The sequence below is a fragment of the Colwellia sp. C2M11 genome (assembly GCF_018860915.1).
Lineage (GTDB): Bacteria > Pseudomonadota > Gammaproteobacteria > Enterobacterales > Alteromonadaceae > Colwellia.
This window is the reverse complement of record NZ_JAHKQD010000048.1, coordinates 86184-111314: the sequence shown is the minus strand read 5'-3', so window position 1 is coordinate 111314 and position 25131 is coordinate 86184. Positions and strand designations below refer to the sequence as shown.

19 protein-coding genes are annotated in these 25131 nt (G+C 35.9%); 11 read left to right on the top strand and 8 right to left on the bottom strand.

Translation table 11 applies throughout. The annotated features are described in order from the left end of the window. Window positions 1-31: 31 nt before the first annotated feature. The 3 genes from KO509_RS14500 to KO509_RS14490 are packed head-to-tail and all read right to left on the bottom strand — an operon-like array spanning window position 32 to window position 4642. Window positions 32-2446: a DUF748 domain-containing protein gene (locus KO509_RS14500; protein ID WP_215973978.1), complete on the bottom strand. Its 2415-nt coding sequence runs from the start codon at window positions 2444-2446 to the stop codon at window positions 32-34. 32 nt (window positions 2447-2478) lie between these two features. Continuing rightward, window positions 2479-3912, bottom strand: a complete 1434-nt coding sequence (locus tag KO509_RS14495) for an ATP-binding protein (RefSeq protein ID WP_215973977.1) — start codon at window positions 3910-3912, stop codon at window positions 2479-2481. Window position 3913: 1 nt separating this feature from the next. Next, window positions 3914-4642, bottom strand: coding sequence for a response regulator transcription factor (locus KO509_RS14490; RefSeq protein WP_215973976.1), 729 nt, complete (start codon window positions 4640-4642; stop codon window positions 3914-3916). A gap of 166 nt (window positions 4643-4808) precedes the next feature. Between KO509_RS14490 and KO509_RS14485 the strand changes: the two genes are divergently transcribed. Beyond that, the gene (locus KO509_RS14485; RefSeq protein WP_215973975.1) at window positions 4809-5345 is read left to right on the top strand and encodes a Spy/CpxP family protein refolding chaperone; all 537 of its coding nucleotides are present in this window, start codon (window positions 4809-4811) and stop codon (window positions 5343-5345) included. On the opposite strand, the gene KO509_RS14480 is transcribed toward KO509_RS14485, so the two are convergent. The 4 genes from KO509_RS14480 to rsgA all read right to left on the bottom strand — a co-directional run bounded on the left by KO509_RS14480 (window position 5342) and on the right by rsgA (window position 9875). After that, entirely contained in the window at window positions 5342-7330 is a 1989-nt protein-coding gene (locus KO509_RS14480; RefSeq protein WP_215973974.1) for a M56 family metallopeptidase, read from the bottom strand. The two genes, KO509_RS14485 and KO509_RS14480, sit on opposite strands and share 4 nt — an antisense overlap. A 22-nt stretch (window positions 7331-7352) precedes the next feature. Next, complete coding sequence (locus KO509_RS14475) at window positions 7353-7739, bottom strand: BlaI/MecI/CopY family transcriptional regulator (protein ID WP_215973973.1); 387 nt, start codon at window positions 7737-7739, stop codon at window positions 7353-7355. Between the two features lie 134 nt (window positions 7740-7873). Then, on the bottom strand, window positions 7874-8713 hold the full coding sequence (asd, locus tag KO509_RS14470; RefSeq protein ID WP_215974029.1) for an archaetidylserine decarboxylase: 840 nt from the start codon (window positions 8711-8713) through the stop codon (window positions 7874-7876). A gap of 109 nt (window positions 8714-8822) precedes the next feature. After that, window positions 8823-9875, bottom strand: a complete 1053-nt coding sequence (rsgA, locus tag KO509_RS14465) for a small ribosomal subunit biogenesis GTPase RsgA (RefSeq protein ID WP_215973972.1) — start codon at window positions 9873-9875, stop codon at window positions 8823-8825. A 92-nt stretch (window positions 9876-9967) separates the two neighbouring features. Here rsgA and orn point away from each other — a divergent pair, with 92 nt between their 5' ends. Continuing rightward, the gene (gene orn / locus KO509_RS14460; protein ID WP_215973971.1) at window positions 9968-10513 is read left to right on the top strand and encodes an oligoribonuclease; all 546 of its coding nucleotides are present in this window, start codon (window positions 9968-9970) and stop codon (window positions 10511-10513) included. Between the two features lie 232 nt (window positions 10514-10745). Further along, window positions 10746-14096: a hypothetical protein gene (locus KO509_RS14455; protein ID WP_215973970.1), complete on the top strand. Its 3351-nt coding sequence runs from the start codon at window positions 10746-10748 to the stop codon at window positions 14094-14096. Window positions 14097-14170: 74 nt separating this feature from the next. On the opposite strand, the gene queG is transcribed toward KO509_RS14455, so the two are convergent. Next, window positions 14171-15361: a tRNA epoxyqueuosine(34) reductase QueG gene (gene queG / locus KO509_RS14450; RefSeq protein ID WP_215973969.1), complete on the bottom strand. Its 1191-nt coding sequence runs from the start codon at window positions 15359-15361 to the stop codon at window positions 14171-14173. Window positions 15362-15722: 361 nt separating this feature from the next. On the opposite strand from queG, the gene tsaE reads away from it, so the two are divergent. From tsaE to hflC, 8 genes are all read left to right on the top strand, one after another. Beyond that, on the top strand, window positions 15723-16220 hold the full coding sequence (gene tsaE / locus KO509_RS14445) for a tRNA (adenosine(37)-N6)-threonylcarbamoyltransferase complex ATPase subunit type 1 TsaE (protein ID WP_215973968.1): 498 nt from the start codon (window positions 15723-15725) through the stop codon (window positions 16218-16220). A gap of 98 nt (window positions 16221-16318) precedes the next feature. Continuing rightward, window positions 16319-17650, top strand: coding sequence for an N-acetylmuramoyl-L-alanine amidase (locus KO509_RS14440; RefSeq protein WP_215973967.1), 1332 nt, complete (start codon window positions 16319-16321; stop codon window positions 17648-17650). 41 nt (window positions 17651-17691) lie between these two features. Next, entirely contained in the window at window positions 17692-19611 is a 1920-nt protein-coding gene (gene mutL / locus KO509_RS14435) for a DNA mismatch repair endonuclease MutL (RefSeq protein WP_215973966.1), read from the top strand. An 83-nt stretch (window positions 19612-19694) separates the two neighbouring features. Beyond that, window positions 19695-20594, top strand: coding sequence for a tRNA (adenosine(37)-N6)-dimethylallyltransferase MiaA (miaA, locus tag KO509_RS14430; RefSeq protein WP_215974028.1), 900 nt, complete (start codon window positions 19695-19697; stop codon window positions 20592-20594). 321 nt (window positions 20595-20915) lie between these two features. After that, entirely contained in the window at window positions 20916-21161 is a 246-nt protein-coding gene (hfq, locus tag KO509_RS14425; protein ID WP_215973965.1) for an RNA chaperone Hfq, read from the top strand. Between the two features lie 144 nt (window positions 21162-21305). Further along, window positions 21306-22598: a ribosome rescue GTPase HflX gene (gene hflX / locus KO509_RS14420; protein ID WP_215974027.1), complete on the top strand. Its 1293-nt coding sequence runs from the start codon at window positions 21306-21308 to the stop codon at window positions 22596-22598. Between the two features lie 149 nt (window positions 22599-22747). Next, window positions 22748-23908 carry an FtsH protease activity modulator HflK gene (hflK, locus tag KO509_RS14415; protein WP_215973964.1) on the top strand — a complete coding sequence of 387 codons (1161 nt, stop codon included), beginning with the start codon at window positions 22748-22750 and terminating at the stop codon, window positions 23906-23908. 3 nt (window positions 23909-23911) lie between these two features. Then, window positions 23912-24793, top strand: a complete 882-nt coding sequence (hflC, locus tag KO509_RS14410) for a protease modulator HflC (RefSeq protein WP_215973963.1) — start codon at window positions 23912-23914, stop codon at window positions 24791-24793. The last annotated feature ends 338 nt before the right edge of the window (window positions 24794-25131 follow it).

The window sequence follows — 25131 nt, the reverse complement described above, 5'->3', positions numbered from 1 at the left end:
AAGCTTGCTTAGTAAAATAAACAGGAAATGATTAAACAGATAATTCTATACGCGGTTGTGCGTTTTCGCTACTGTCTATTTTAGGAGAACATAATAACAGCCTTGATGAAGCAATGCCGCCATGCTCTATAATATAATCTTTAAACGCGGCTTCTCGTTGCTCGGCAATTTCTTTGAGTTGATTAATATGTTTTGCATCTGTTATTTTGGTGCCAGCACTCAGATTAATATCGCCGGGGACACTAATACCACAAATATTTACTCGGGTTTTTTCTTTATCTTGCATTAAGGCGATAAAACCTTGTAAGTAGGCCTGTTGTGCTTCATTTGGTTCTATTTGTTTGGTTTGATATATTAAATCATCAAAACGTAATTTTAAGGCAAATTCACCTACGCTCATCGCAACAGAAACAACATTTGCATAAGGGACGAATGTCGTCATAACGTACTCTTTTGTAGCCATCCAAATAGCTTTTTGGGTTATTAAAGTGACGATACTACTCATACCAAAATTTGGATCTGAGGTTGAACCTGATAGCGGCACATCAAGCTCTACATCACCATGACCATCTTTAAGCATGCCAAGCGCCATATTAAAAGGTAATGCGCCTTGCTCAATCAGAGAGCCTGCTTCATCACTGCCTGCTACCGCTGTTTCTAAACTTCGTAATAGAATAAGGATCTTACCATTAAGCTCTTCCCCTGTTAGCGTCACATTAATATCAGTATTGAGTTGACCACTTTTTAGTTCCATATTTACTGCTTTTTTCATGTAGCGAGAAACTGCTGGTAATGAAAGTTCTTGTAAAGAGCCTTCTAAATGATGTTTTTGAGTTTGAGAAAAGGGCAGGGTGAACCCCTTAAAATCAAAGTGAGCATATTTATTAATGCGGCCTTTTAATTCGAATGGTGTTTGCTCTTCTTGTTTGCTAACTGCATTACTTAATGCACCTAGTGTTAGTGTGTCTATAATCACTTTACTTTGCATCATAGGTTCAACACTATGATCTAACAGTGTTAGCTGGTTATCATTTATTAATGAAAACTCGTTTAATGAAATAATAAAGGGAGCGTCTTGTGTTGGGTCTGCAACTTCAACAACGGCGACCATTTCTTCTTGCGCTTCATCTTTTTCAGATCCATCTTTTGCTATAGGTAATGACACTAAGTTAGCTAACGCACTTTCTTCATTTAAAATTAGGTTACTTTGTAAGCTATCTAAAATGATTGTATCGATAGAGAGTTGTTTGGCATTAGCAAATACATCTTTGACACTAAATTGTTTTAAAGTCACGATAGGGGGATGTACAGTATCTTCATTTTTTGACCCATAAATTTCGTCAACAATAAAATTTGCTATTTTTACTTGTGGCTCGCCGTTAGTTAAATAAAAGCTAATATCTTGTAATGCTAATTGCTTAATGTAAGCTAATTTTTGACTGGCTTTTTCATAATGCACCTCTGCATCATTCAGCGTTACTTGGCTCATACCACTTAACTCAGTAATTTCATCGCCACTGAGTGTCAGCAGTAGATCATCGATATTTGTTTCAAAGTTTTTAAGGGTAACAAATTGTTGTTGATAACCAACAATAAGGTCTGTGTTGCTAAGTTCAGCTTTATTCACATGTAATTTAACTATATCTGACGCGATAGTTAGCTTTTGCTGACTTGTAAAAGAAAGCAAACCACTTAATTCAGATAGTTCGGCGACGTAAGGTTGTACTTTTTGAATTGGGTAACCGTTGAGTGATAACTGACTATTTACTTCACCTTGTCCGTTATCAAACACTGCATCAGCTGTTAGTTCCAGTGCTGTGCCATCGACAACACTTTGCAGACTTAAGAGCGCCGTTTGAGATTTAAGATCAGCTTTTACTTGGCTAATTAATAGCTCATCGATGTTTATCTGGTGATTAATCTCGTTATTATTGAGTTCAATATTGACTGTATTTAATGATAATCGTGGCAATATTAGCTGAAATGGAAGTGGCTCTGATACAGTTTCAGGTGTTTTTTCTTCAGGTGTCGCATCACTTTCTTTATTTAAATCAATACCTGCAATGATTAGCTGAGAAGGCGTTTTTACAACGTTAAGATAAGCATCATTTAGTTCAAATTCACTAACGACAACCTCGTCGAATAATAAACGATATAAGGTTAAGCGAACGGTTAACTTATCTAAAGAAAATACTTTTTTTTCTTCATTACTAAATAATGCAAAATCTTTAATCGTTAATTGGCTTAAAAAGGGGTTGTAGTAAATGCTCGCTTCAGACGATAGTGTTAATCCCTGTTCTTGTAATACAGGTTCAATAAAATACTTACTAACAGGAGATGAAATACCCCAAATAATCAGATAGATACTTATAAAAATTGCGGGGATTATTTTTAGTGATTTATGTGAAAACAGTGATTTTTTTGGAGTAGAAGCAGGTGTGTTCATAGATAAGTAAATACGTCTTTGTTAATATATTTTTATTCAAAATAAGGAAGTTCAATAATAACAGATAAACCATTATCTGCGTTATTTTTAGCAAAAATTTCACCTTGATGTGTGATAATGGCTTGTTTCGCTATTGCTAAACCTAAGCCTGTTCCACCTGTCGCCCGATCTCTGGCAAGATTAACTCGATAAAATGGTGTGAACAGCTGCGTTAATGATTCTTCAGGTACACCATTACCCTTATCGCTAACGACTAAAATAACTTTTTGCTTTTCTATCGATAATTGAACGTTAATAGTACTTTGCTCTGGGCTATATTTCACCGCGTTGTTAAGTACGTTACTAATGGCACTTGTGAGTAAGGTTTGATCAGCTAATAACATTATTTTAGCGGGAGCATTATAGTTAATACTGATCGACTTTTTATCCGCAATAAATTGTTCATCGTTTATGATATTTTGTATTAGTGTTGAAAGGTTAACTTGTTCATACTCTGCTTTTTGCAAGGTATTCTCTAAGCGAGATAGCACTAATACATTTTCAATCATGTGATCTAATCTATCTATTTCTCGTTGACAACGTTGTAAATATTGCTCACGTGCTTGTGGCGTTGTTGATTCTTGTTGTGCTAACCCCAGAGCCATCTGAAGCCTTGTCATAGGTGATCGTAGTTCATGTGAAACATCACCTAATAAGCGTCTTTGTGAGCTTTGGTGTTGCTGTAATTGCTCTGCCATTTTATTAAAACTATTAGCTAATTGTTCTAACTCGCCGCTAAGCTGACCTACGCCTTCAACACGTGAATCAAAATCACCTTGGCCTAATCTTGTTGTCGCTTTTTTAATTAATCGAATAGGCTTACTAAATGAATGTGCTAGTAGCAAACAAAGTAAAAAGCTAATCAAGGTTGGCGTCACAATACGCAACCAGTAGGGAAGTGATTGAACAATTTGACTAATGTTTGGTTTGTGAACTTTACGCGAAATAAATAGTTGATAAGGTTGATTATTAATATTGATTAGTACGGGGCCTACTATTTCCGTATGCGAAAAAAAGCTAGTTGTGGGTTGCGTAAAAGTATTCTCGCTAAGGTAATCGGTTAATACGCGTTGAAAATTTTTCGGTAATGGGATAGCGCTAACAATCCTTGAATTACCATCGATACTTTTTAACCAAATATTAAATGGGGTTAGAGCAAGTCTTTTTTTTTGTAGCGTTAAGAATTGCTCAATATTTTCTGCTTTATTACGCTTGATACGTTTTGCCATTTTATTGAGCTGATAAAGTTCATCAGGTTTTGATTTATGACTAACTACTTCACGAATAACATCATTGGATAGCTGCTGTGAAATCCAGCGTGTGCTAATAATAGATGTAATTGCAATGAGCCAAAACCAGACAAATAGTTTAATGGTAAATGAAGATAATAAGGTTTTTATTTTAGAGGAGGCTTTGATTAGGGACATGTTAACTATCTTCACCTGTTAAGAATAAATACCCTGCACCGCGGACGGTTTTTATTTTTTCAGTGGTACAAAATGGTAGAAATTTTCTACGAATATTACCAATATGTACATCAATGCTACGATCAAATGGACTAAGCTTTCGGCTTAATACTTTTTCTGAAATAGTATCTTTAGAAATAATTTTGCCGTGATTTTCCAATAATAAGGTTAATATTTGGTATTCAGTACCTGTGAGTTCAATTGGGTTATCATGGCAAGAAGCTGCTCGGATAGCATGGTTTAGTGCTATATCATTTACGGTTAAAATAGATTTTTCTTGTTCGTGACCTGCTTCAAGGGGAGACTGGCCTTGTTGGCTCGCTAATTGAATCCGGCGTAAGATGGCATTTATACGTGCTAATAACTCTTGATGGTGAAAGGGCTTTGCTAGGTAATCATCAGCGCCTAATTCTAAGCCTCTAACTTTATCGTTATGATCGCCTTTAGCTGTTAACATTAAAACTGGCGTTTTATGCTCTTGACCCAGCGCCTTCAATACTTCAAAACCATTAAGTTTGGGCATCATTACATCAAGTAATATTAAATCGTATTGATTCGTGAATGCCTGCTCAAGTCCTGACTGACCGTCAAAGCAACAATGAACAAGGAAGTCCTGCTGAGCTAAATAATCGGCTAAAAGCTCTGCTAACTCATGATCATCATCAATTAATAATATGTGCTTTTTATTCAAGAGAATTTTTACCTTATGTTAGAAGTACAATCATTTTACCTTAATCATTATTAACTTGTACTTCATTGTGTAACCTTTACTTAATCTTTACATTGGCTTTGCGTTTCTTTGCATTGAATTACTTATACTAGCTTTCGTGAAATTTATTTAACCTTTGGAGCCAACAATGAATATTACTAAACCAATGAAAACTATTGTTTCTATTTCTGCAGTCTGTGCCGTATTAGCTTTTACCGGTATGTCTAACGCCAATGTATCATCAGAAGATAATGTGGAGACTAAATCACATAAACATTATCAAAAAAGTGAACGTCATCATAGAGGTAAAGATATGATGAAAAAAATGAGTAAATATCTTGGCCTTTCTGAAGAACAAAAAACTCAGATGAAAGCGATTAAAACTGCAGCTAAAGAGCAAGATGTTTCTTTACGAGCAGAAATAAAACAATTCAAAGAAGCTGAAAAACTATTGCTACAAGCAGAAAAATTTGATGAACAAACCTATATCGCTTTACATGACTCTTATAAAGAAACGTTTGCGCAAATGGCATTAGCCAAAGCAAAAACGAGAAATGCAATGTTTAATGTCTTAACGCCAGAGCAGCAAGTAAAGTGGGAGAGTAAGATGGAGCAAAGAAAAAGCAAAATGCAAAGAAAAGGAAAAAATAAAAAGGCAAAAAGTGAAGATGTTAGTGAAAGCTAACTATGTAAACTAAACGCAAACACCTTAGACATTTGGCTTTCTACCGGCTTCCCGTTAACTTTAGCGGGTAGAAATCGCCATTGTCTTATTGCTGAACGAATTGAATTTTTAAAATAACTGACTTTTTGTTGATTGATAAATTGAAGGTTTTTAACCTTACCATTAATGTCGATAGTAAAGTTCACTTCCACTTCAAGCTCAATACCTTTACGTTTGGCGATATTTGGATAAATAGGGTTTACAGATTTTAGTTTTTTCGCATTACGTCTAATTGGTGCAATAGTTATAACTTTATCTTCTGGTTCTATATGAGCACTAGCTGAAGTAACAGCTGTTTTACTGATAGCATGATTTAATAAGCTTGACTCTTTTGATGTCTCGTTCTTATCGGCATTAGTCGTAAACTCATTATTTAGCACCGAATTGTGCGGAGATTTTTTGCTGGCATGATTACTAATAAATGTATTCGATAAATGTGAGTCATCTCTTAATTGTATTAGCTCTTGTTGATAAGCGCTGTTAGACGTTGTTCGTTCAAATGCTTTTGTCACCATTAATGAATCATTGTTTACATTATTTTTACTTAATTGTTCAGGTTCAGTTGCAGTATTTTGCGATGAATTCTTTAGCTGAATAGGTTCATTGGAATTAGGCTGTAAATTATTTAAAGCTAATGAATTACGTTTAATAATATCCATGTCTGATTTTTTTTCTATTGGCCTATCCACAGATACTAAAGTCGTTAATATATTATTCGTTGATAGCTCTTTTTTACCTAATACCGTTTTAAAGGTGTTATCAGCAGGTTTATTAGGTGATGGTGTTGTAATACTAGGTAGATTTTCACTAAAAATAGGTGAGAGCAGTGTTACGTTATTGTTGAGCGTGTTTTGATTTTCTTCACTTTTGGTTGTTTGTTTCCACGGTGTTTCATCTGGCCAAAGGTCCAGCAGTGGCATAGTCAGTAATTGTTTGCTTGACAGCAATACTATCGAGAAAATAATGGTAGCACTAGCAAACCATTTACTGATGTTATTATTGGGAGCGCAATGATGGTCAACTAAACGAATAACACGTTGTTTTAAATCACCGCCTGACGCTGCCATGGCCATATTAGGTATCGTATTATTGTGAATTTTAGTACATAAAGAAGCGGTATCTGCTAATGTGTGTGCATAAGCTATTGCGTCACCGCAGTGTTGTACGGCAATATCATCGCTACAATATTCACGTTCGTTACGCATTTGTTTAGAAACCCATGATACCGCCGGGTGGAAAAACAATAATATCTCGACCAACGTCTGTAAAAAATTAACGAGGTAATCATGACGTCGAATATGGGCAAGTTCATGCAAAATCAACATTTCAAGTTGTGCATTATTTAAACCGCTGATCATTGAAGCAGGAATTAGTACAACAGGTTTAAGCCAGCCAATGGCCATTGGCACATCAACTTTTAATGAAATCAATAGTCGTGGCAATATGCGTAGACTGATTTGTTTTGCCAATTCATCAAAGCGCTTTTGTAACTTATCACTTGGCTCTACCGTACCTTGGAGCGGAAGTTTATTAACAGTAGATATTTCTATTAATAACTTACTTGCTAATAAGGTCACAGTTGCCAGCCATAAAATTGATAAATAAGGCAATAATATATTAAGGGTTTCTATTAACTCTTTATAATTAAATAGCGAATCAGGTTGTTCTAATTCTTGTATAAATTCATTTAACGCAAAAGAGTTAACAAAGAAGTGAGTTGACGAAACCTCTGTTTGATAAATAACAATAAAAGTTATCAGTGGTAGTAGTAAATTAATCAACATAGCAAATGCAGATAAGGCATAACGCAATTGAGGTTTACTATTATTGAAAATAAGTAATGCTGATTTTAGTACGATAGCCACTAATAACCCTTGCCACAAAAAGTGCAATAAGGTGAGTGCTAAACTAGTTAGCAATGGGCTAGTAAATACGTTATCTAACATTTTTATTGTTAAGCTATTACTGTTAAGTTTCTTTTTCTAAAGAATTTAGAAGTTGACGAATATCATTAATATCTTCTGCAGATGTTGATTCATCGATAGCGCGCATCACTAATTTAGAGGTTGAGCCGCCAAAAGCTTTGCTGATTAAGTCTTTTATTAACGATGATTGTGTATGCATTTCGCTATTTGCGGCAGCATAAACATGTGCTCTATTTGTTTCATCACGAGTTACTAATGATTTTTCATGCATTATTTGTAGTATTTTTAGTACGGTTGTATAACCAGTTTTATGTGTCTCAGTTACTTCTTCGTGAATTTGTCTGACGGTAGCAGGCCCCATTTGCCAAAGAATATTGAGTAATGATAACTCAGCTTCTGTTGGCTTCACTGCGGATTTTTCACGTGCCATGTTTCTTGCCCCAATTATTAATTTTATTTTATGCCCAGAGGGTTGGAATTTTAGTTGTAAAAGTGGTTACGAATATAATCGTAAAACTTGGTTGTTAATCCTATACTTTGTGGAATTAATGAGCAACCATTAATTTAAGCATCACTTTTTTCGACTAAATCTGCATAATGCTCACCTAATCTTGTCACGGTTTCAGGTCCAGCATTAGCGGCAAATTCAACCATGTTGGGGGCGAAGGTACTGACAACAGTAGAGCCTAACTTGAAACGGCCCATTTCATCACCTTTTTCAAAGGTAATTGCATCAATCCCTTTTGCTGGATATTGCCATCTGAAAATATCCTTTCCTGCTGGTGGTGTAATAGTGCCTGCCCACGTTGTTTCTATGCTTGCGACAATAGTTGCGCCTACCAGTACCATAGCGAAAGAACCATGCTCGGTATCAAATACTGTTACCACACGCTCATTGCGCGCGAATAAATCAGGAACGTTATTCGCAGTTAATGGATTCACTGAAAATAACTCACCAGGTACATAAATCATTTCACGTAATGTAGCCGCCATAGGCATGTGAATTCGATGGTAGTCTTTAGGTGCTAAATAAATACAAGAGAACTTACCTTTTTGAAAAGGAGCGGCCGTTCTAGCATCACCACCTAACAATGAGGTAAGGCTGTAATTAAAGCCTTTGGCTTGAATTAATCTTCCTTCAACAATATCTCCTTGCTGAGATATTGCGCCATCAACGGGATAACATAAAGTACTTGAGTCTGAATCAATAGTACGGGCACCTTCTTCTAATTCGCGCGTGAAAAAGTCATTAAAGGTGGCAAAATCTTTTGCATTTTTTAATTTTGCTTCATTCATGTTGATCTTGTATGCCTTGATGAACATATCAATGAGTTTAGTGGTTAACCAACCCATTTTAGCAGCAGCTAATTTTCCCACTAAACGAGAAATAGCATGCTTAGGCATGGAATATTGCAAGGCAATCTTAATTTTATCGCTGAACTTAGTCGTTGAAGATTGATTCTGTGAAGACACTTTTTTTCCTTTATTTACTTAGTTTTAATTTATTTGGTAATTAATCATTAAACCGTGAAGTTAATTTGTTGTCACCTAAGCTGGCGATAATACGGGTAAAGCTAGCAAGTCGTTTAGGGTGAATTTTATCCTCGGCAGCTGAGGTCAATGCACAACCAGGATCATTTTTATGTTTGCAATCTCGGAATTTACATAATCCTTGAAATTGCTCAAACTCTTTAAAGCCGTTAAAGACTTGATCAGGCGTTAAATGCCATAGGCCAAACTCTCTAATCCCTGGGGAGTCAATTAAGTCACCACCTTCTTCAAAATGATATAATCGAGCGACAGTTGTTGTATGTTGCCCTAACCCAGAGTTTTGTGAAACCTCTTGAGTAACTACGCCAAGCTCTGGCATTAAAGCATTCACTAATGTTGATTTTCCCACACCTGATTGACCAACAAAAATACTAATATGCTGGCTCAATTGAGTTTTTATTTCGCTAATACCTTCATTAGTTTGACTGCTACCATAAAGTATCTGATAGCCTATTTCTCTATAGATTTGTAATTGTTGTTCAATTTCATCTTGCTCGTTTTGGCTTAGCTCGCTAAGTAGATCTATTTTGTTTAAGACAATAACTGGCGTTATGCCCGTTTGCTCAGCAGCAACTAAGTAGCGATCAATAATGTCACTGTTAAATGCCGGCAATACAGAAGAAACAATTAAAATTTGGCTAATATTAGCTGCAATAGGTTTTACGCCATCATAAACATCAGGTCTGCTTAATACAGTCTCACGATCATGCACGGCTTCAATAATGCCACAAATGCTATGTTGAGTTTCTTTGCCTAAACGCCAAAGTACTTTATCGCCACAGACTAAAGTTTTGATAGAACGGCGTAAATTACATCGGTATATTGCACCATCATCACCCTCTACATCCGCATGTTGACCAAATCTACTGATCACAATACCTTGTTGAGTAGCACCTAGCTCTTCATCTTCCCACTGAACTTTACCGCCACTAGCGTTTACTTTCGTGTGCAATTTTTTGTCGTGATTAGCTTTAATGCGTCTTTGCTGACCATTAGTTAATTTTTTCTTAGCCACAAGTCTTAATCATTTTGTTTAATCCTAGTTATTTGTTCGCTATTATACTGATAATTACTAGCTATTGCTTGTGCAATTTTTAAGGGATATTTATGACGTGTAACAATACCAATTTAATTTGGCTTGATTTAGAAATGACTGGGTTAGAGCCTGAAATTGATGTAGTGCTCGAAATTGCTACTATTATTACTGATAGTCAGTTAAATATTTTAGCTGAAGGCCCCGTTTTTGCCATTCATCAATCAGATGATGTGTTAGACAATATGAGTGAATGGTGTATTGAACATCATGGTCAGTCAGGTTTAACTAAACGATGCCGTGAGAGTAAGATTAGCCTAGCTGAAGCTACCGCTCAAACTATTGCCTTTGTTCAACAATATGTGCCGAAAGGTGTTTCACCAATGTGTGGTAATAGTATTGGTCAAGATCGACGTTTTATTAATAAGTATATGATTGAATTTGAAGAATATTTTCATTATCGTAATTTGGATGTAAGTACAGTGAAAGAGCTTGCTCGTCGCTGGAAACCTGAAGTATTAGATAAAGTAGTAAAAACGGGAGCTCATTTAGCTTTAGATGACATTAGAGAGTCGATCGCCGAGTTAAAAGTCTACCAAGAGCACTTTTTCAAAATTTAACTAATCATTTGTCACTCTTTGGGCGTTAACTTAATATTGAATATAAGTGCCAGTGATAATATTGTAAAAGTCAGTTTATTTAATGCGCACATCAACTTGATGTGCGCTATGCTCTCACTATATTTCGTCTGTAAATTAGTAAAAATATTCACTTAATCTTTATCAATCTATTATTATCATTGTAGTTTGGTATAAACTAACGTCATTAAGGGATGTAGAATAAAAAAACACTATGAGTAATATTGACGGCGTTGCAGAGCATATTGAAAATAACACTGAGCAGAAGCAACACCATAAGAAAATTAAATTAAAGCTTTTTTATCAAAAATTTAGGTTTAAATTTGTAGCATTATGTTTTTTAATCATCATTACGATAGGCTTAACCTCTGCCTTATTTTACCAAACTAATGTGCAGGACAATGCGACACTCAAAAATCAATTAATACCGATAAAACAAGCGTTAAAACAAATTAACGCGTTGCAAGCAGTCGAGCAATTAATTGAAGATATACTCCAACCGGATAATACTGGCAATTTGGTTAAGTTACATGATGAATTAATTATATTAAATCGTAACTTACTGCAAGCGCATAGCGACAATAAACAAGTTTTTCAGCAATGGCTAGATAAAAACTTACTTGCTGAAGATGTTGTTTCACGTGTGCAAGACAGCTATACCTATAATCAGCAGCTAAGGCAAAGCAGCATTATTCAATTGCAACTAGTGCTTTTTTCTATCCAGCAAGTTATCGATGAGCAATTTGCTAGCCAAAAAATACTAAATGAACAATTAGAAGTTGAGCAAGCAAAAAATAGAGTGACTTACAGTCGAGCTAATCTATATGTGCAACTGGCTCAAAAATCGAATGATTTACAACAATTAAAAACGTTATTAATTGATGTTTTAATGCGGTTTAAAGCATTGAATACCAATACATCGCTAACCGTTTTTGAGGAATTACGTCTTCAGATGCGGCAATTGTTTACTCAGCATCAACAAATTATAAGTGATGGGTTAATAAAGGGCATTCTTGATGTTAATCAGCAGTTTGATACGTTGGAAAAAATAGTATTAACAGAACAAAAATCAATACCTAAATGGCAAAGTTATATTCGTTTAGTTCAAGATTATCAAACTAATTTAAAAGAGCAACAAGAAGGTGTTAAGCGGCTATTATTAACCCCTTACAAGAATGATATTCAAACCGGTGACATCAGCGTTATAAAGGCTTTTTTGGCTAGTTATACTATAGAATTATCAGAAAAAAATATTGTTAATATTTTGTTGGCTAGTATTGCTCTGTCGCTACTTTGTTTTTTCTTTTTATTATGGCGATTACACAAGCAAATTAAGATTTCAGCGCAGCAAGGTGTTGAGAGCATTGTCAACACCATCAATAACGCACCAAATAAAAGTGTTGTTGCTAATTGCATTGAAACGCAAGTCATAATCGATCATTTAGAGAAAACTTCAGGTCATTTAGAAAGTCATGAAGAGCCGCAGCATAATGAAGATGAATGGCAGGTATTATTAAATAAATATCAAGCTATTGAACAAGTGTTATCACAACAAGAAAAAACTATTGAAGAGCTACATCAAAATGCAGAACAGCAAAAATTACGCTTAACCTTGCAAATATTTGATGAAATGCAACGTTATCAATTTTTAAAGAAATTAATAGTACAAGTCATACAACAACATCAAGAATATTGCCTAAATGTTAATGTATTAAATGCCACCCCATTAACTACCAATAAGGGGCATTTAATAACGCAATTAATGTGTTTATATCAGCAATTTTCAGGTTTACATCTAGCGTTAGAAATGAAATCAGATAAATCACGTTTGACATTGACCGATGTGAATTTAATTGATGAGATATATGCTGCTTTATTTAACAAGCAACAAGAACAGCATAAATATGACAACAAATTGTTCGTACGTTGTGATGAGCGCTTACTCAGTAAGGTAAAAGTTGACGATAATGTATTTCAGCATTTTATCAGTTTACTTATTGATATCGTATTAACGAACTGTAGAGCAAGCCAATTATTATTACAGGCTCAATTACAAGATAAGAATGAAGGACAACAATTAGTAAACTTGTCGGTTATTGTCAACACAAGCCCTTTAAAAACGCTGCCTACCTTAATTATGCAGTTATTAAATTCTGAATCTGTTTCGCGCATAAACTCACCGTTAATTGATGCTTTTAATCTGCTACTTACTAAGCAGCATGGTGAAAATATTAGTGCGGAACTTGTTGATGATGGCTATCAACTCAGTTTTGATTTACCTTTAGCCGTTGCTGCGCCTGAAGATGTTAGCAAAAAAATCACCTTAAACGGCACTAACATCATGGTATTGTCAAATAATGTGGTGTTAGCTGAGTTGATTGCAACTATTGTTTTATCTGCCCATGGCAAACTTGAACGAATCACCCAGTTTGATAGTTTTAAAAGTCAGTTTATTGAAGAAAAGCTTAATCGCAAGAAATTTGATGTCGTCGTGGTCACAAGTGATATAGCAGTAACTCAGCTTGATTTCATTATTCAACAGATTAACTTATTACCTGAGTCTGTAAAACCTAAGTTGATGGTGCTTCAATCAAGTGAACTTAACTATGAGCGCTTCGGCTTTTATAATCAAGCAGAGCAAATATTTTGTAAAGATAGTTTTGTTGAAAATATCTTGAAGCTGCTAAAAGGCGACCGTTTAACGAATCAATTATTTCCTTATGAGTCTTTTGTCTCTCATGAAGCATTACCGGCCGAGTTGCCGTTATTACTTGCTGTGCAATCGCCACAAGCCTATCAAAACTTACAACGATTACTACATTGGCTTGGTTTTCATGTGAAAATCGTTGCTAATGAGTATGAACAAGCAATACTTTGGAAAACAGGTGTATACAACATACTGGTTACGGAATTTCCTGAATCAGCTTTAATTGAAAGAGCAACTACAGCAAATATTAGTATTGGGGTTTTATCCTTAACTGATATGTTACCTAAGGTTGGAAATAGAGCACCTTTCGCACAATGGCTTATTAATCAATTGAATTTTACCGATGAAATTACATTGGTAGAGTTAGCTGAAGCATTGGCACCGTGGCTAAAGAAAAAAAGAGATATAAAGGGAGAGCTTGCACTAAATAAATCGAGCAATCAAGATAAATTGGCTTTGCCAGAAGAAGGTTCTGATGATGTTGTTATTACTGAAGTTACGCAATTATTAACAGATAACGCTGCTGTTTTTGACTTTGCTCGCTATTTACAGCATCAAGGTACTGTTGAATTAGCATTGTTTATGCTTGACGAGTATACCCAAGATAATCACCAACAGCTTGATGCGTTAATTGAGGCGATAAAAGAAAAAGAGTTAGCGCAAGCACACGTTGCTATTGCGGCATTAGCGTTAAATGCTGCAATACTCTCAGCACCTCGGCTACAATTATTATGTACACAATGGTCAAAATTATTAAGCGGTGTCGAAATACCTAGTAGCCTAGAAAAGGTTAATGCCTTACTAAAAGAAACTCGAGTTGTATTAACTGAAATCGACGAATACGCAGAAACGCTTTAAATATTTAGCTAACAGTCATTTCATTAGGTATTGTAATCTACCTTGGACATTTTTAAACCTGTATAGTTGAACGATTATGCATCTCTAGGAAGCCCTTTTTCTACTGAACGAATTAATCTAGCATTAAGTCGTTCAATCGGGCTTTTATTCATAACGTCTTTATTTGGTTTACTTAGGTTTTGCTGTGCTATAGCCCAATGAATATGCTCAGCAACTAATTCGGAAGCAAGTGGTAACTTATCTTCCAATGCTTGAACAATTTCAGCATCCCAAGGAGCATTACCTAATGCTACGGCAATATTACGTTGCCAGCTTTGAAACCCTATTCGTCGTATCGGCGAACCTTGAAAAACATCTAAAAAGTAAGTTTCATTCCAAGAAAATAGCGTTAAAAGTGTTATTTCATCCAGTTGATTTCTCGCTTGAAAATCATCTTCTAAACTCAGCTTTGCGTATTTGTTCCAAGGACAAATAAGTTGGCAATCGTCACAACCATAAATTCGATTACCCATTAATGGTCTCAATTCTATTGGAATAGGATCAGGAGATTCAATGGTAAAATAAGAAATACAGCGTCTGGCATCAACGACATAAGGTTCTACGATAGCTTTGGTTGGGCATATTTTTATACAAGCAACACAACTGCCACAGTCATTGACCGATCTTTCTGTGTTTTTAGGTTTAATTGATGTTATTGGCAGTGGTATATCTATAAGCAGTTCACCAAGAAAAAACCACGAGCCAGCTTCTTTATTGAGTAATAAGGTATGCTTACCCACCCAACCTAAACCCGCTTTTTCAGCAAGGGGACGTTCTAATATGGGGGCTGAATCAACAAATGGACGAAAATTGAACTCTTCACAATGTTCAGCAATTTTTTTGCCTAATGACTGTAGCCGTTTTCGCATCAGTTTATGATAGTCTCGCCCCAATGCGTAGCGGCTAATATAAGCGTGATCTTTCGCTTTCAAAATACGAGCGCACTTGGCGTCAGTAGGCAAATAGTCTAATCGAACACTAATAACTCTAACCGTTCCTGGTACCAACTCTGCAGGACGTGCACGCATTAAACCATGACGCGCCATATATTCCATATTGCCGTGATAACCATTTGCTAACCACTTTTCAAGGCTTCTTTCATGTTGGGATAGGTCAATATCAGTAATACCTAATTGAGAAAAGCCTAATTCCTTACCCCAACACTGGATTTTTTCAGCCAATTGGGAATAGTTGATAGCATGAGTATCTGGGATTGTTTTTGTCATTTTTTAAATAAAATAACCAATACAAATAAAGTATGGTTTAGTATAGCTGCTAGGTGTAAATGATTGATGAGTTTACCACAACAATCTCGAGCAAAATATAAGTGTCAGAATACTTCACTTTACCGGTTAGTATTTTTGTGGTTGGTGACTTTATTCCATCGGCTAAATAACCAAATAATATTTACTTTTATAAGAGCATAAATATTTTATAGTTACCTCCGAGCCTGTCTATATTCATGGCGCATCAGATGATATTATTATCAGTTACTATGATTAATGTAATATCACCTATTCATACTATTGTAAGCTTTCTAGGCATAGAATAGCTAACCTAACGATTAATAGAAAATTTTGAGAAAAAATGAAAAAGTTAGAGTACCTTTTACCCGATGAAGCCGCGACAATTGCTATGGGCGATAGCTTAGCTAAAGTATTACAGTGGCAAAATGAACAACAACAAGCCCAACAATCACTGGTGGTTTTTTTAAATGGTGACTTGGGGGCTGGAAAAACAACACTTACACGTGGTTTTGTACGTGGAATGGGGCATAAAGGCAACGTTAAAAGCCCAACTTACACCTTAGTTGAACCGTATGAATTACCGCCGTGGCAAGTTTATCATTTTGACCTATATCGTCTAGGAGATCCTGAAGAATTAGAATATATGGGGATTCGCGATTATTTCGCTGATAATTGTTGTTGCTTTATTGAATGGCCAGAAAAAGGCGCTGGCCTCTTGGCTAATGAGGATATAATCATTAATATGGTTTATCAAAATGAGCAACGAGTGATCGATTTACAAGCTTGCTCTAAACGAGGTGAGGATGTTTTACAGCAATTGGCATTAACATATGGTTAATGTGATGATTGCTAAAGCAGTTTCTGATAGGTTTTGTGAGAATATCTTGAGCATTTATATCACTTAAGATTAGTAATTAAAAATTTTTAAGGTTGGTTATGCGTTTATTACCCTCCATAGCGTCTATTGTATTTTGGCTTTTATTAGCTGTAGTACTCTTATGTACAAATAATGCCTTAGCAAGCACTAATAGTATTGATGGTATTCGTGTTTGGCCGGCACCAGAAAATACGCGTATTGTTTTCGATCTGAAAAGTAAACCTGATTATAAATATTTTACTTTAAGTAAACCGGACCGCTTAGTTATTGATTTTAAAAACACCAAAAATAATGTTGCGCTCACAAAATTAGCTGAAAATGATCCACGAATTCAGGTATTTCGTACCAGTACTGCCAAATCAACAGGCAGTACTCGACTAGTATTAGAACTATCAAAAAAGTACCCATTAACTGTTTTTCCTTTGGCACCTGCAGGACAGTATGGAGACCGGTTAGTTATTGACTTACATGATAAAAATAAATCAACGCCTATTACTGAAAATAACAGTTCTAATGGTAAACGAGATATAGTTATTGCGATTGTCGCTGGGCATGGTGGTGAAGATCCTGGTTCTATTGGTGCTAAGGGTACATATGAAAAAAGGATAACGCTATCAATTGCTAAAAAGCTCGCTAAGATGATTGATCAACGAGATGGCTTTAAAGCGGCGATGATCAGAACCGGCGATTACTATGTAACACATAGTCGAAAAACAGAGCTAGCGAGAGAAAACAAAGCGGATTTACTTATTTCTATCCATGCTGATGCTTTTGTATCATCTAAACCGAGTGGTGCTTCAGTATTAGTACAATCATCTAGACGGGCTAATTCTGAATTTACTCGTTGGATTGCAAATAGGCAAGATGAGTCAGAATTATTAGGTGGAGCAGGCGATACCATTAAATTAACAAAAGATAAAAACTTAGCTTTTACGCTTGCTGATATGAAAAAAGAATACACTATGGCCAGTAGTTATGAATTTGCATTGCATGTTATTAAGGAATTAAAACAAGTAACTAAACTCCATAAAAAAGAACCTGAAGGTTTGAGTTTAGCCGTTTTGAAATCATCTGATATTCCCTCTGTATTGATAGAGACAGGCTTCATTTCTAACCCAACCGAAGAAAAAAATCTTAATAGTAGAACTCATCAAACAAAACTTGCGAATGCCATTTTTAAAGCGGTTGATAGTTATTTTACGAGCAATGCTCCTCAAGGTACCTTAATAGCAGCTACGACCATGCGAAAGCATAAAGTACGTAGTGGTGAGTCTTTGTCGGTACTCGCGCAACGTTATAAGATATCTGTGGCCAGAATTAAAGCGGTCAATAACTTAAAATCTAATGTACTTCGTATTGGTCAGACTTTAAAAATTCCCCGTGCAGGTTAGCACTGTATTGTAAATTTAAAACCTAAAAAATAAGAATAATCATGACAATAGCGATACTTCCAGCACGATTAGCGAACCAAATAGCGGCCGGAGAGGTCGTAGAACGACCTGCTTCAGTTATTAAAGAGCTTGTTGAAAATAGCTTAGATGCAGGCGCAACCAATATAAATATTGAGGTTGATAAAGGTGGTGTTAAACGTATTCGTATTAGTGATAATGGTGCTGGCATTGCCAAAGACGAATTAACATTAGCATTAAGTCGTCATGCAACAAGTAAGATAAAAGATCTAAGTGATTTAGAGGCGATAAACAGTCTCGGTTTTCGTGGTGAAGCATTAGCAAGTATCAGTTCAGTGGCAAGATTAACTTTAACGTCTAAGCCTAAAGCCCAAGCAACAGCATGGCAAGCGAGTGCTGAAGGTCGTGATATGGCTGTGAGTATACAGCCTGCCGCACATCCCGATGGTACAACTATCGAAGTATTAGATTTATTTTTTAATACACCTGCAAGGCGTAAGTTTTTACGTACTGAAAAAACAGAATTTAATCATATTGATGAAGTGATAAGGCGTATTGCATTGGCGTGTTTTGACGTTAGTTTTTCTTTAACACATAACGGAAAAATAATTCGTCAATATCGCGCTGCAATGACTAAAGCACAAAGTGCCAAGCGTGTTGCTATGGTATGTGGTCAAAAGTTTGTTGAACATGCGGTAGAAGTTCACTGTCAGCATGATGATATGTTGTTTTCTGGCTGGTTAGCAAAACCAAGCTTTGCACGTAATCAAAATGATCTTTGCTATAGCTATGTTAATGGCCGAATGATGCGTGACAAGTTAATTAATCATGCGATTCGTCAAGCCTATGCCGACTTATTACCACCAGATACTTATCCTGCATTTGTGTTGTTTCTAACTCTTGATCACCGTGAAGTTGATGTGAATGTACATCCAGCTAAACATGAAGTGCGTTTTCATCAAAGTCGCTATGTTCATGACTTTATTTACTCTGTGTGTCATAAAGCATTAATGGAAAATAATCAGCTGTTAGATTTTCAGGAAGAGCACCTGCCAGTAGAGAATCAAGTTGAACCGATACATGAAAGTGTGCAATATGATCGTCCTGATTATATAAAACCATTAGCTCAAATAAATGAAAAAGCATATAGTCCGCGTTCTGCGACAACCAATAATTATACTGCTAGTCCAAGAATAACTAAGTCTGCGGTAGAAAATTATCAAAAACTGATGACTCCAATAGTACATAATGAAAGTGAACCTACAAACAAGGTTGCAGAGGGAGAACTTTCTAACCCGATTACTGCTTTAAAAGTCCAACACCATGCTGAAACGTTCTTTATTGCTATTGAGCAAGGGCAATATGGTATTTTCAAACAAGACAGCAGTTTACGCTTACTTTCATTAGCCACCTTAGCGTACCAATTACACAAAAATAAAATTCTCTTACATTGGCAGTTAAGTGAAACAAAACCTAATAAAGGGTTAATTAGTCAACCTTTATTATTGCCTGTTGTGATAAAACTATCAGAGCAGCAAATGAGAGCAATACAACACTATCAGTCTGAATTAGCGTTAGCGGGCATTGTTGTGACTGTAAACGATAAAGGTAGTAAAGGGCGATTACAGATACGACAGTTTCCAGCTTTATTGCGAGAACAAGATGTAAGTACAAGTTTTATCAAAATTATTGAAAAATTATTATCATTTGACCACGGTGACAAACAACCAAAAGAGCGTGATAAAAGTATCATTGCTGCGCTAGCTAGTGTGATGGTTGCTCAACACTATAGTGAAGAACAAGCCCAAGCTTTATGGCTAGAAGCAAAAAAAACACTATCAACACAAAAAATAGATGCCGTACTCTTGAAATCTGTCCCGCTAGACCTTACATCTCAAGTTAAGCAATTAATATCTATTACTGAGTTGGACGTAACACATTAGTTAAGTTACCAGTATAGTTAACATGAGATTCCAATTTAGTGTCGACAAAAAATGTAGCCAAGCAACCACCTGTTATTTGTTTAATGGGGCCAACAGCATCGGGTAAAACCGCATTAGCTATGGCTTTGTCTGATGCTTTGCCTTGCGATATTATTAGCGTTGATTCAGCCTTAATCTATCGAGATATGGATATTGGCACAGCTAAACCTAGCGCGGATGAATTATCGAAATACCCTCATCGTTTAATTAACCTTCGTGATGCAGCGCAAAGCTACTCTGCTGCTGATTTCTGTCATGACGCATTAGCTGAAATAGCGAGTATCAGAGCTAATAATCGAATTCCTTTGTTAGTTGGGGGAACTATGATGTATTTTAAGAGTCTCATTGAAGGGATTTCACCACTACCTGCGGCAAGTAGTGAAGTGCGTCAACAGATAGAAAGGGAAGCTGTAGAGCATGGGTGGGAAGCAATGCATGCGCAATTAGCGCAAGTTGATTCCGTTTCGGCACAAAGAATTCATCCAAATGATCCTCAACGATTAATTCGTGCATTAGAAGTATTTCGCTTAACAGGTAATACTTTGACACAATTGACACAAATTAAAGGTAATAAGCTCGATGGCGATATATTACAATTCGCCATCACACCGAAAGAGCGCAGTACTTTGCATGAACGAATTGAGTTGCGATATCAACAAATGATAGAGCAAGGATTTGAAAAGGAAGTTATTGAGTTAAAAAAACGCAATGATTTACATGAAAATTTACCTTCAATCCGTTGTGTTGGTTATCGTCAAATGTGGCAATATTTGAACGGTGAATATGGTCATGAAGAAATGATTTTCAAAGGTGTGTGTGCTACAAGGCAATTGGCTAAGCGCCAATTAACCTGGCTTAGAAGTTGGCCTGAATTGCAGTGGTTAACAACAGATGATGAAATGAATTTGTCAAAAGTGTTAGCTGCCGTTGGTAAATGTGATTGATATAAAAAACCTAATAAACATGAAAATTTAATGACATTTTTATTAGGTTAAATAAAGGTGAAAACAGTTGTTGTATCACATTATTTAGCAATAATTGGTTAGTTAAAGCTATATTTTGTCTGTTTAGCGACAGTTTTCACTACGTAAATAGTTACAATAATATTCTCAATAAAGATAAATATACTGGTAATCATTAAGCAATATTAAAATATTGATGTATAATTAACTGGTTATGTATTGGGGAATAGCAAAAATTATCATTAATCAAAAATAATTTTGGTTAATAACTTTTATTTAATAATAAGAAAAAGGAGCCATAAAATGGCAAAAGGTCAATCTTTACAAGACCCATTTTTGAATGCGTTACGTCGTGATCGTATTCCAGTTGCAATCTATTTAGTCAACGGTATTAAACTACAAGGGCAAGTAGAATCATTTGATCAATTTGTGATTCTATTAAAGAATACCGTTAGTCAAATGGTATATAAACATGCTATTTCAACCGTAGTACCAGCACGTGCAGTAAACACAGCACCGGCGGCTAATCAGTCAGAGTCAGAAGAGTAAAAGTTACTTATATTTTGGTGCTAAATTTTACTCAGAACAACTTATCTTTTACGCATAGGTTGGTATTCGCGTTATTTGAATGTGACTTTTTAGAGAATTTTTTTATCCTGTCTCGACAGTCATTATTTCTAAGGTTTAATGCAGTTGTTTGACCGTTATCAAGCAGGTGAACAAGCAGTGCTTGTCCACCTCGACTTCCCAGATGAAAGTACCCGTGAAGATTTAACTGAATTTAAAATGTTAGTTTCTTCTGCAGGCGTAAGCGCGTTAACCGTTATTTCTGGTAAACGTAGTACTCCACACCCTAAATTTTTTGTTGGCTCAGGAAAAGCCGAAGAAATAGCAGAAGCTGTTCGTTTGTTTGACGCTAATGTTGTGCTATTTAATCATAGTTTATCGCCTTCCCAAGAAAAAAACATTGAAGCTTTATGCCAGTGCCGTGTAGTAGATAGAACTTCACTTATTCTTGATATTTTTGCGCAGCGAGCGCGTACACACGAAGGTAAGTTACAAGTTGAATTAGCACAATTACGACATATGAGTAGTCGATTAATTCGTGGCTGGACTCACTTAGAGCGTCAAAAGGGTGGTGTAGGTTTACGTGGACCAGGCGAAACGCAATTAGAAACCGATAGACGTTTATTAAGTGAACGTATGGTGATGATTGGTAAACGTTTAGAAAAGGTTGAACGACAAAGACAACAAGGCAGACGTTCAAGAACGCGTGCTGAATTGCCAACAATATCGTTAGTTGGCTACACTAATGCAGGAAAGTCTACGCTATTTAATCTATTAACGGCATCAGATGTTTATGCCGCTGATCAACTTTTTGCAACACTTGACCCAACCTTGCGACGAATTGAGCTTGAGGGTATTGGTGGTGTAATTTTAGCTGATACCGTTGGTTTTATTCGTCATTTACCTCATGATTTAGTTGCTGCATTTAAAGCGACATTAACAGAAACCCGTGAAGCTGAGCTATTAATTCATGTGGTGGATATTTCAGATGATAGGCGAAGTGAAAATATTGAACAGGTGGAGCATGTTTTATCTGAAATTGAAGCAGATGAAGTTCCACAGTTAATTATTTGTAATAAAATTGATAATTTAGATGATGTTGCTCCTAGAATAGACCGAGATTATCAAGGGCGGCCCATAAGAGTTTGGCTATCAGCTCAAGCTAATATTGGTATTGATTTATTTTTTACCGCACTGACTGAACGTCTAGGAAGTCAAATAGTTGAAACTATGTTAGTTATTCCGCCAACAGCGGGAAAACTTCGTGGAATATTATATCGATTAAACAGTATTCAAAATGAGCATTATGATGATGAAGGTAACTGTCATCTTAATTTAAAACTACCTAAACGAGAATGGAATCGACTAGTCAAACAAGAAGGCAATGACATTGAACAATATGTCCAATTAAAACCCTAATTTCAACTTCAATAGGGCATATATTGTAAATTAATGTGTTAATACTCATATTGAGTCTTATAAAAGCGATCGTTTTATCATAAACTTGAATTTATTTGATAGAATCATCAATAAATATTTTAATAATTACTAACCTAGCGGAGAAATACATGGCTTGGAATGAACCGGGGAATAATGATAAAGACCCCTGGAAAAATAAAGGTGGTAAGAACCAAGGCCCACCAGACTTAGATGAGTTACTTAATGATTTAGGTAAAAAAGTCAGTGGCATCTTTGGAGGCAAAGGTGGCGGAAATTCTTCAGGAGGGTCATCACCCTCAGGTAAAAGCATGTCTACTATTGGTATAAGTTTAGTACTTATTATTGCAATAGTTGTTTACGCATTTAGTGGTTTTTATACGATCAAAGAAGCAGAAAAAGGCATAGTACTGCGTTTTGGCCAGTATGCTGGCACAGTTGATCCAGGGATTAACTGGAAGTGGACTTTTGTTGACCGTATTATCCCTATCGATATGCAAAGTACGCGTGAAATGCAGTCATCAGGTTTTATGCTAACGCAAGATGAAAATGTTGTTCAAGTTGAAATGCAAATTCAATACCGTGTGATGGATGCACGTAATTATGTATTTAGTGTTACTAATGCTGACGATAGTTTGAATCAATCGCTTGATAGTGCGTTACGCTACGTTGTTGGCCATGCAAAAATGGATGACATTCTAACTAGTGGTCGAGAAATTATTCGCCAATCTGTGTGGAAAGAGCTTGAAGAAATTATAGAACCTTTTAATTTAGGTTTGATTATTGTTGATGTTAACTTTAAAGATGCTCGTCCGCCTAATGAAGTGAAAGATGCATTCGATGATGCTATTGCTGCACAAGAAGATGAAGTACGTTTTTTACGTGAAGCTGAAGCTTATGCGCGTGGCATTGAACCTCGTGCTCGTGGTCGTGTGAAACGTATGGAACAAGAAGCGCTTGCCTATAAAGGACAAATTGTATTAGATGCAGAAGGTGAAGTTGCTCGTTTTGAAAAAATTCTGCCTGAGTATCAAGCAGCACCAGAAGTGACTCGCCAGCGTTTATATATTGCAACGATGGAAAAAGTTTATAGTAATACCAGTAAGGTAATGGTTGATGTTGATGGTGGAAATAATATGATGTATTTACCACTTGATAAAATTATGCAGCAGCAATCTACTACTCAGCGCACAACGCCTCAACCATACTCACAGCCACAAGAGCAGCCAAGTGTGAACTCTTCACCATCAACTTCTGGTCGAAGTGATAGATTCAATAATGGGAGTAACTAGATTATGAAAAACTTTATTATTGCTATTGTCGCATTAGTATTTATCTTAGTTGTGTCTTCTATGTTTGTTATCTATGAAGGTCAACGTGGTATTGTGTTCCAGTTTTCAAAAATTAAACGTGATTCGGTATCGGATCAAATGTTGGTATTTGAACCAGGTTTACATTTTAAAATTCCATTTATTGAATCGGTACGTAAGCTAGATGCACGTATTCAGACGTTAGATGAAGCGCCAGATCGTTTCGTAACATCAGAGAAAAAAGATTTAATGGTTGACTCTTTTGTTAAGTGGCGCATTATTGATTTTTCTACTTATTACCTACGTACATCAGGTTCAGTTGAAAATGCTCGTGCCTTACTAAAGCAGAAAGTAAATAATGGTCTTCGTACTGAATTTGGTAATAGAACGATTAAAGAAATCGTGTCAGGTGATCGTGATGCAATAATGCAACAAGCATTAGAAAGTGCAGAAAGTAGCCGTGAAGATCTTGGTATTGAAGTGGTAGATGTACGTATTAAAGCTATTAATTTACCTACTGAGGTTAGCAACTCTATTTATGATCGTATGCGTGCTGAACGTACTGCTGTAGCAAAAGAACATAGATCACAAGGTCAAGAGCAGTCGGAAATAATTCGTGCCACGATTGATGCTAAAGTTACTCTTATGTTAGCTGAAGCGAAAAAGAATGCTTCAACTACACGTGGTGAGGGTGATGCAGAAGCATCTAAAATATATGCATCTGCTTATGGTAAAGATGCTGAGTTCTATCGTTTTTATCGTAGTTTAGAAGCTTATGAGAATAGCTTTAATAGCAAAAGTGATATCATGGTTGTTAAACCTGATAGTGACTTTTTCCACTATTTAAAAGACGGTTCAAACAAATAATCTGAGAGTAAAATTACTTTGAGTTTGTTTATCTATAAAGCCAGCATTTTTGCTGGCTTTTTTATATCCAGAACGAAAGTATGAGCAAAGGATAGACCAAGTAAAAGTAGTTGTTAGAGAAGAATATATTAAGCCGAGCTCAGGTTACTTGATTTATTATCAAATGTATAAAATGTTGCGGCTAAAATAGCGAGACACATTGATAAACAGCCGCAATATGATGTTAGCGTTTTTTATATTTACGATTTTTAAGCTATGTTTATCACAATAGTTCATAATATTAGTTAAAAAAGAATAAAGATAAGCCCTTAACATCAAAGGCTATTTTTATATTTATT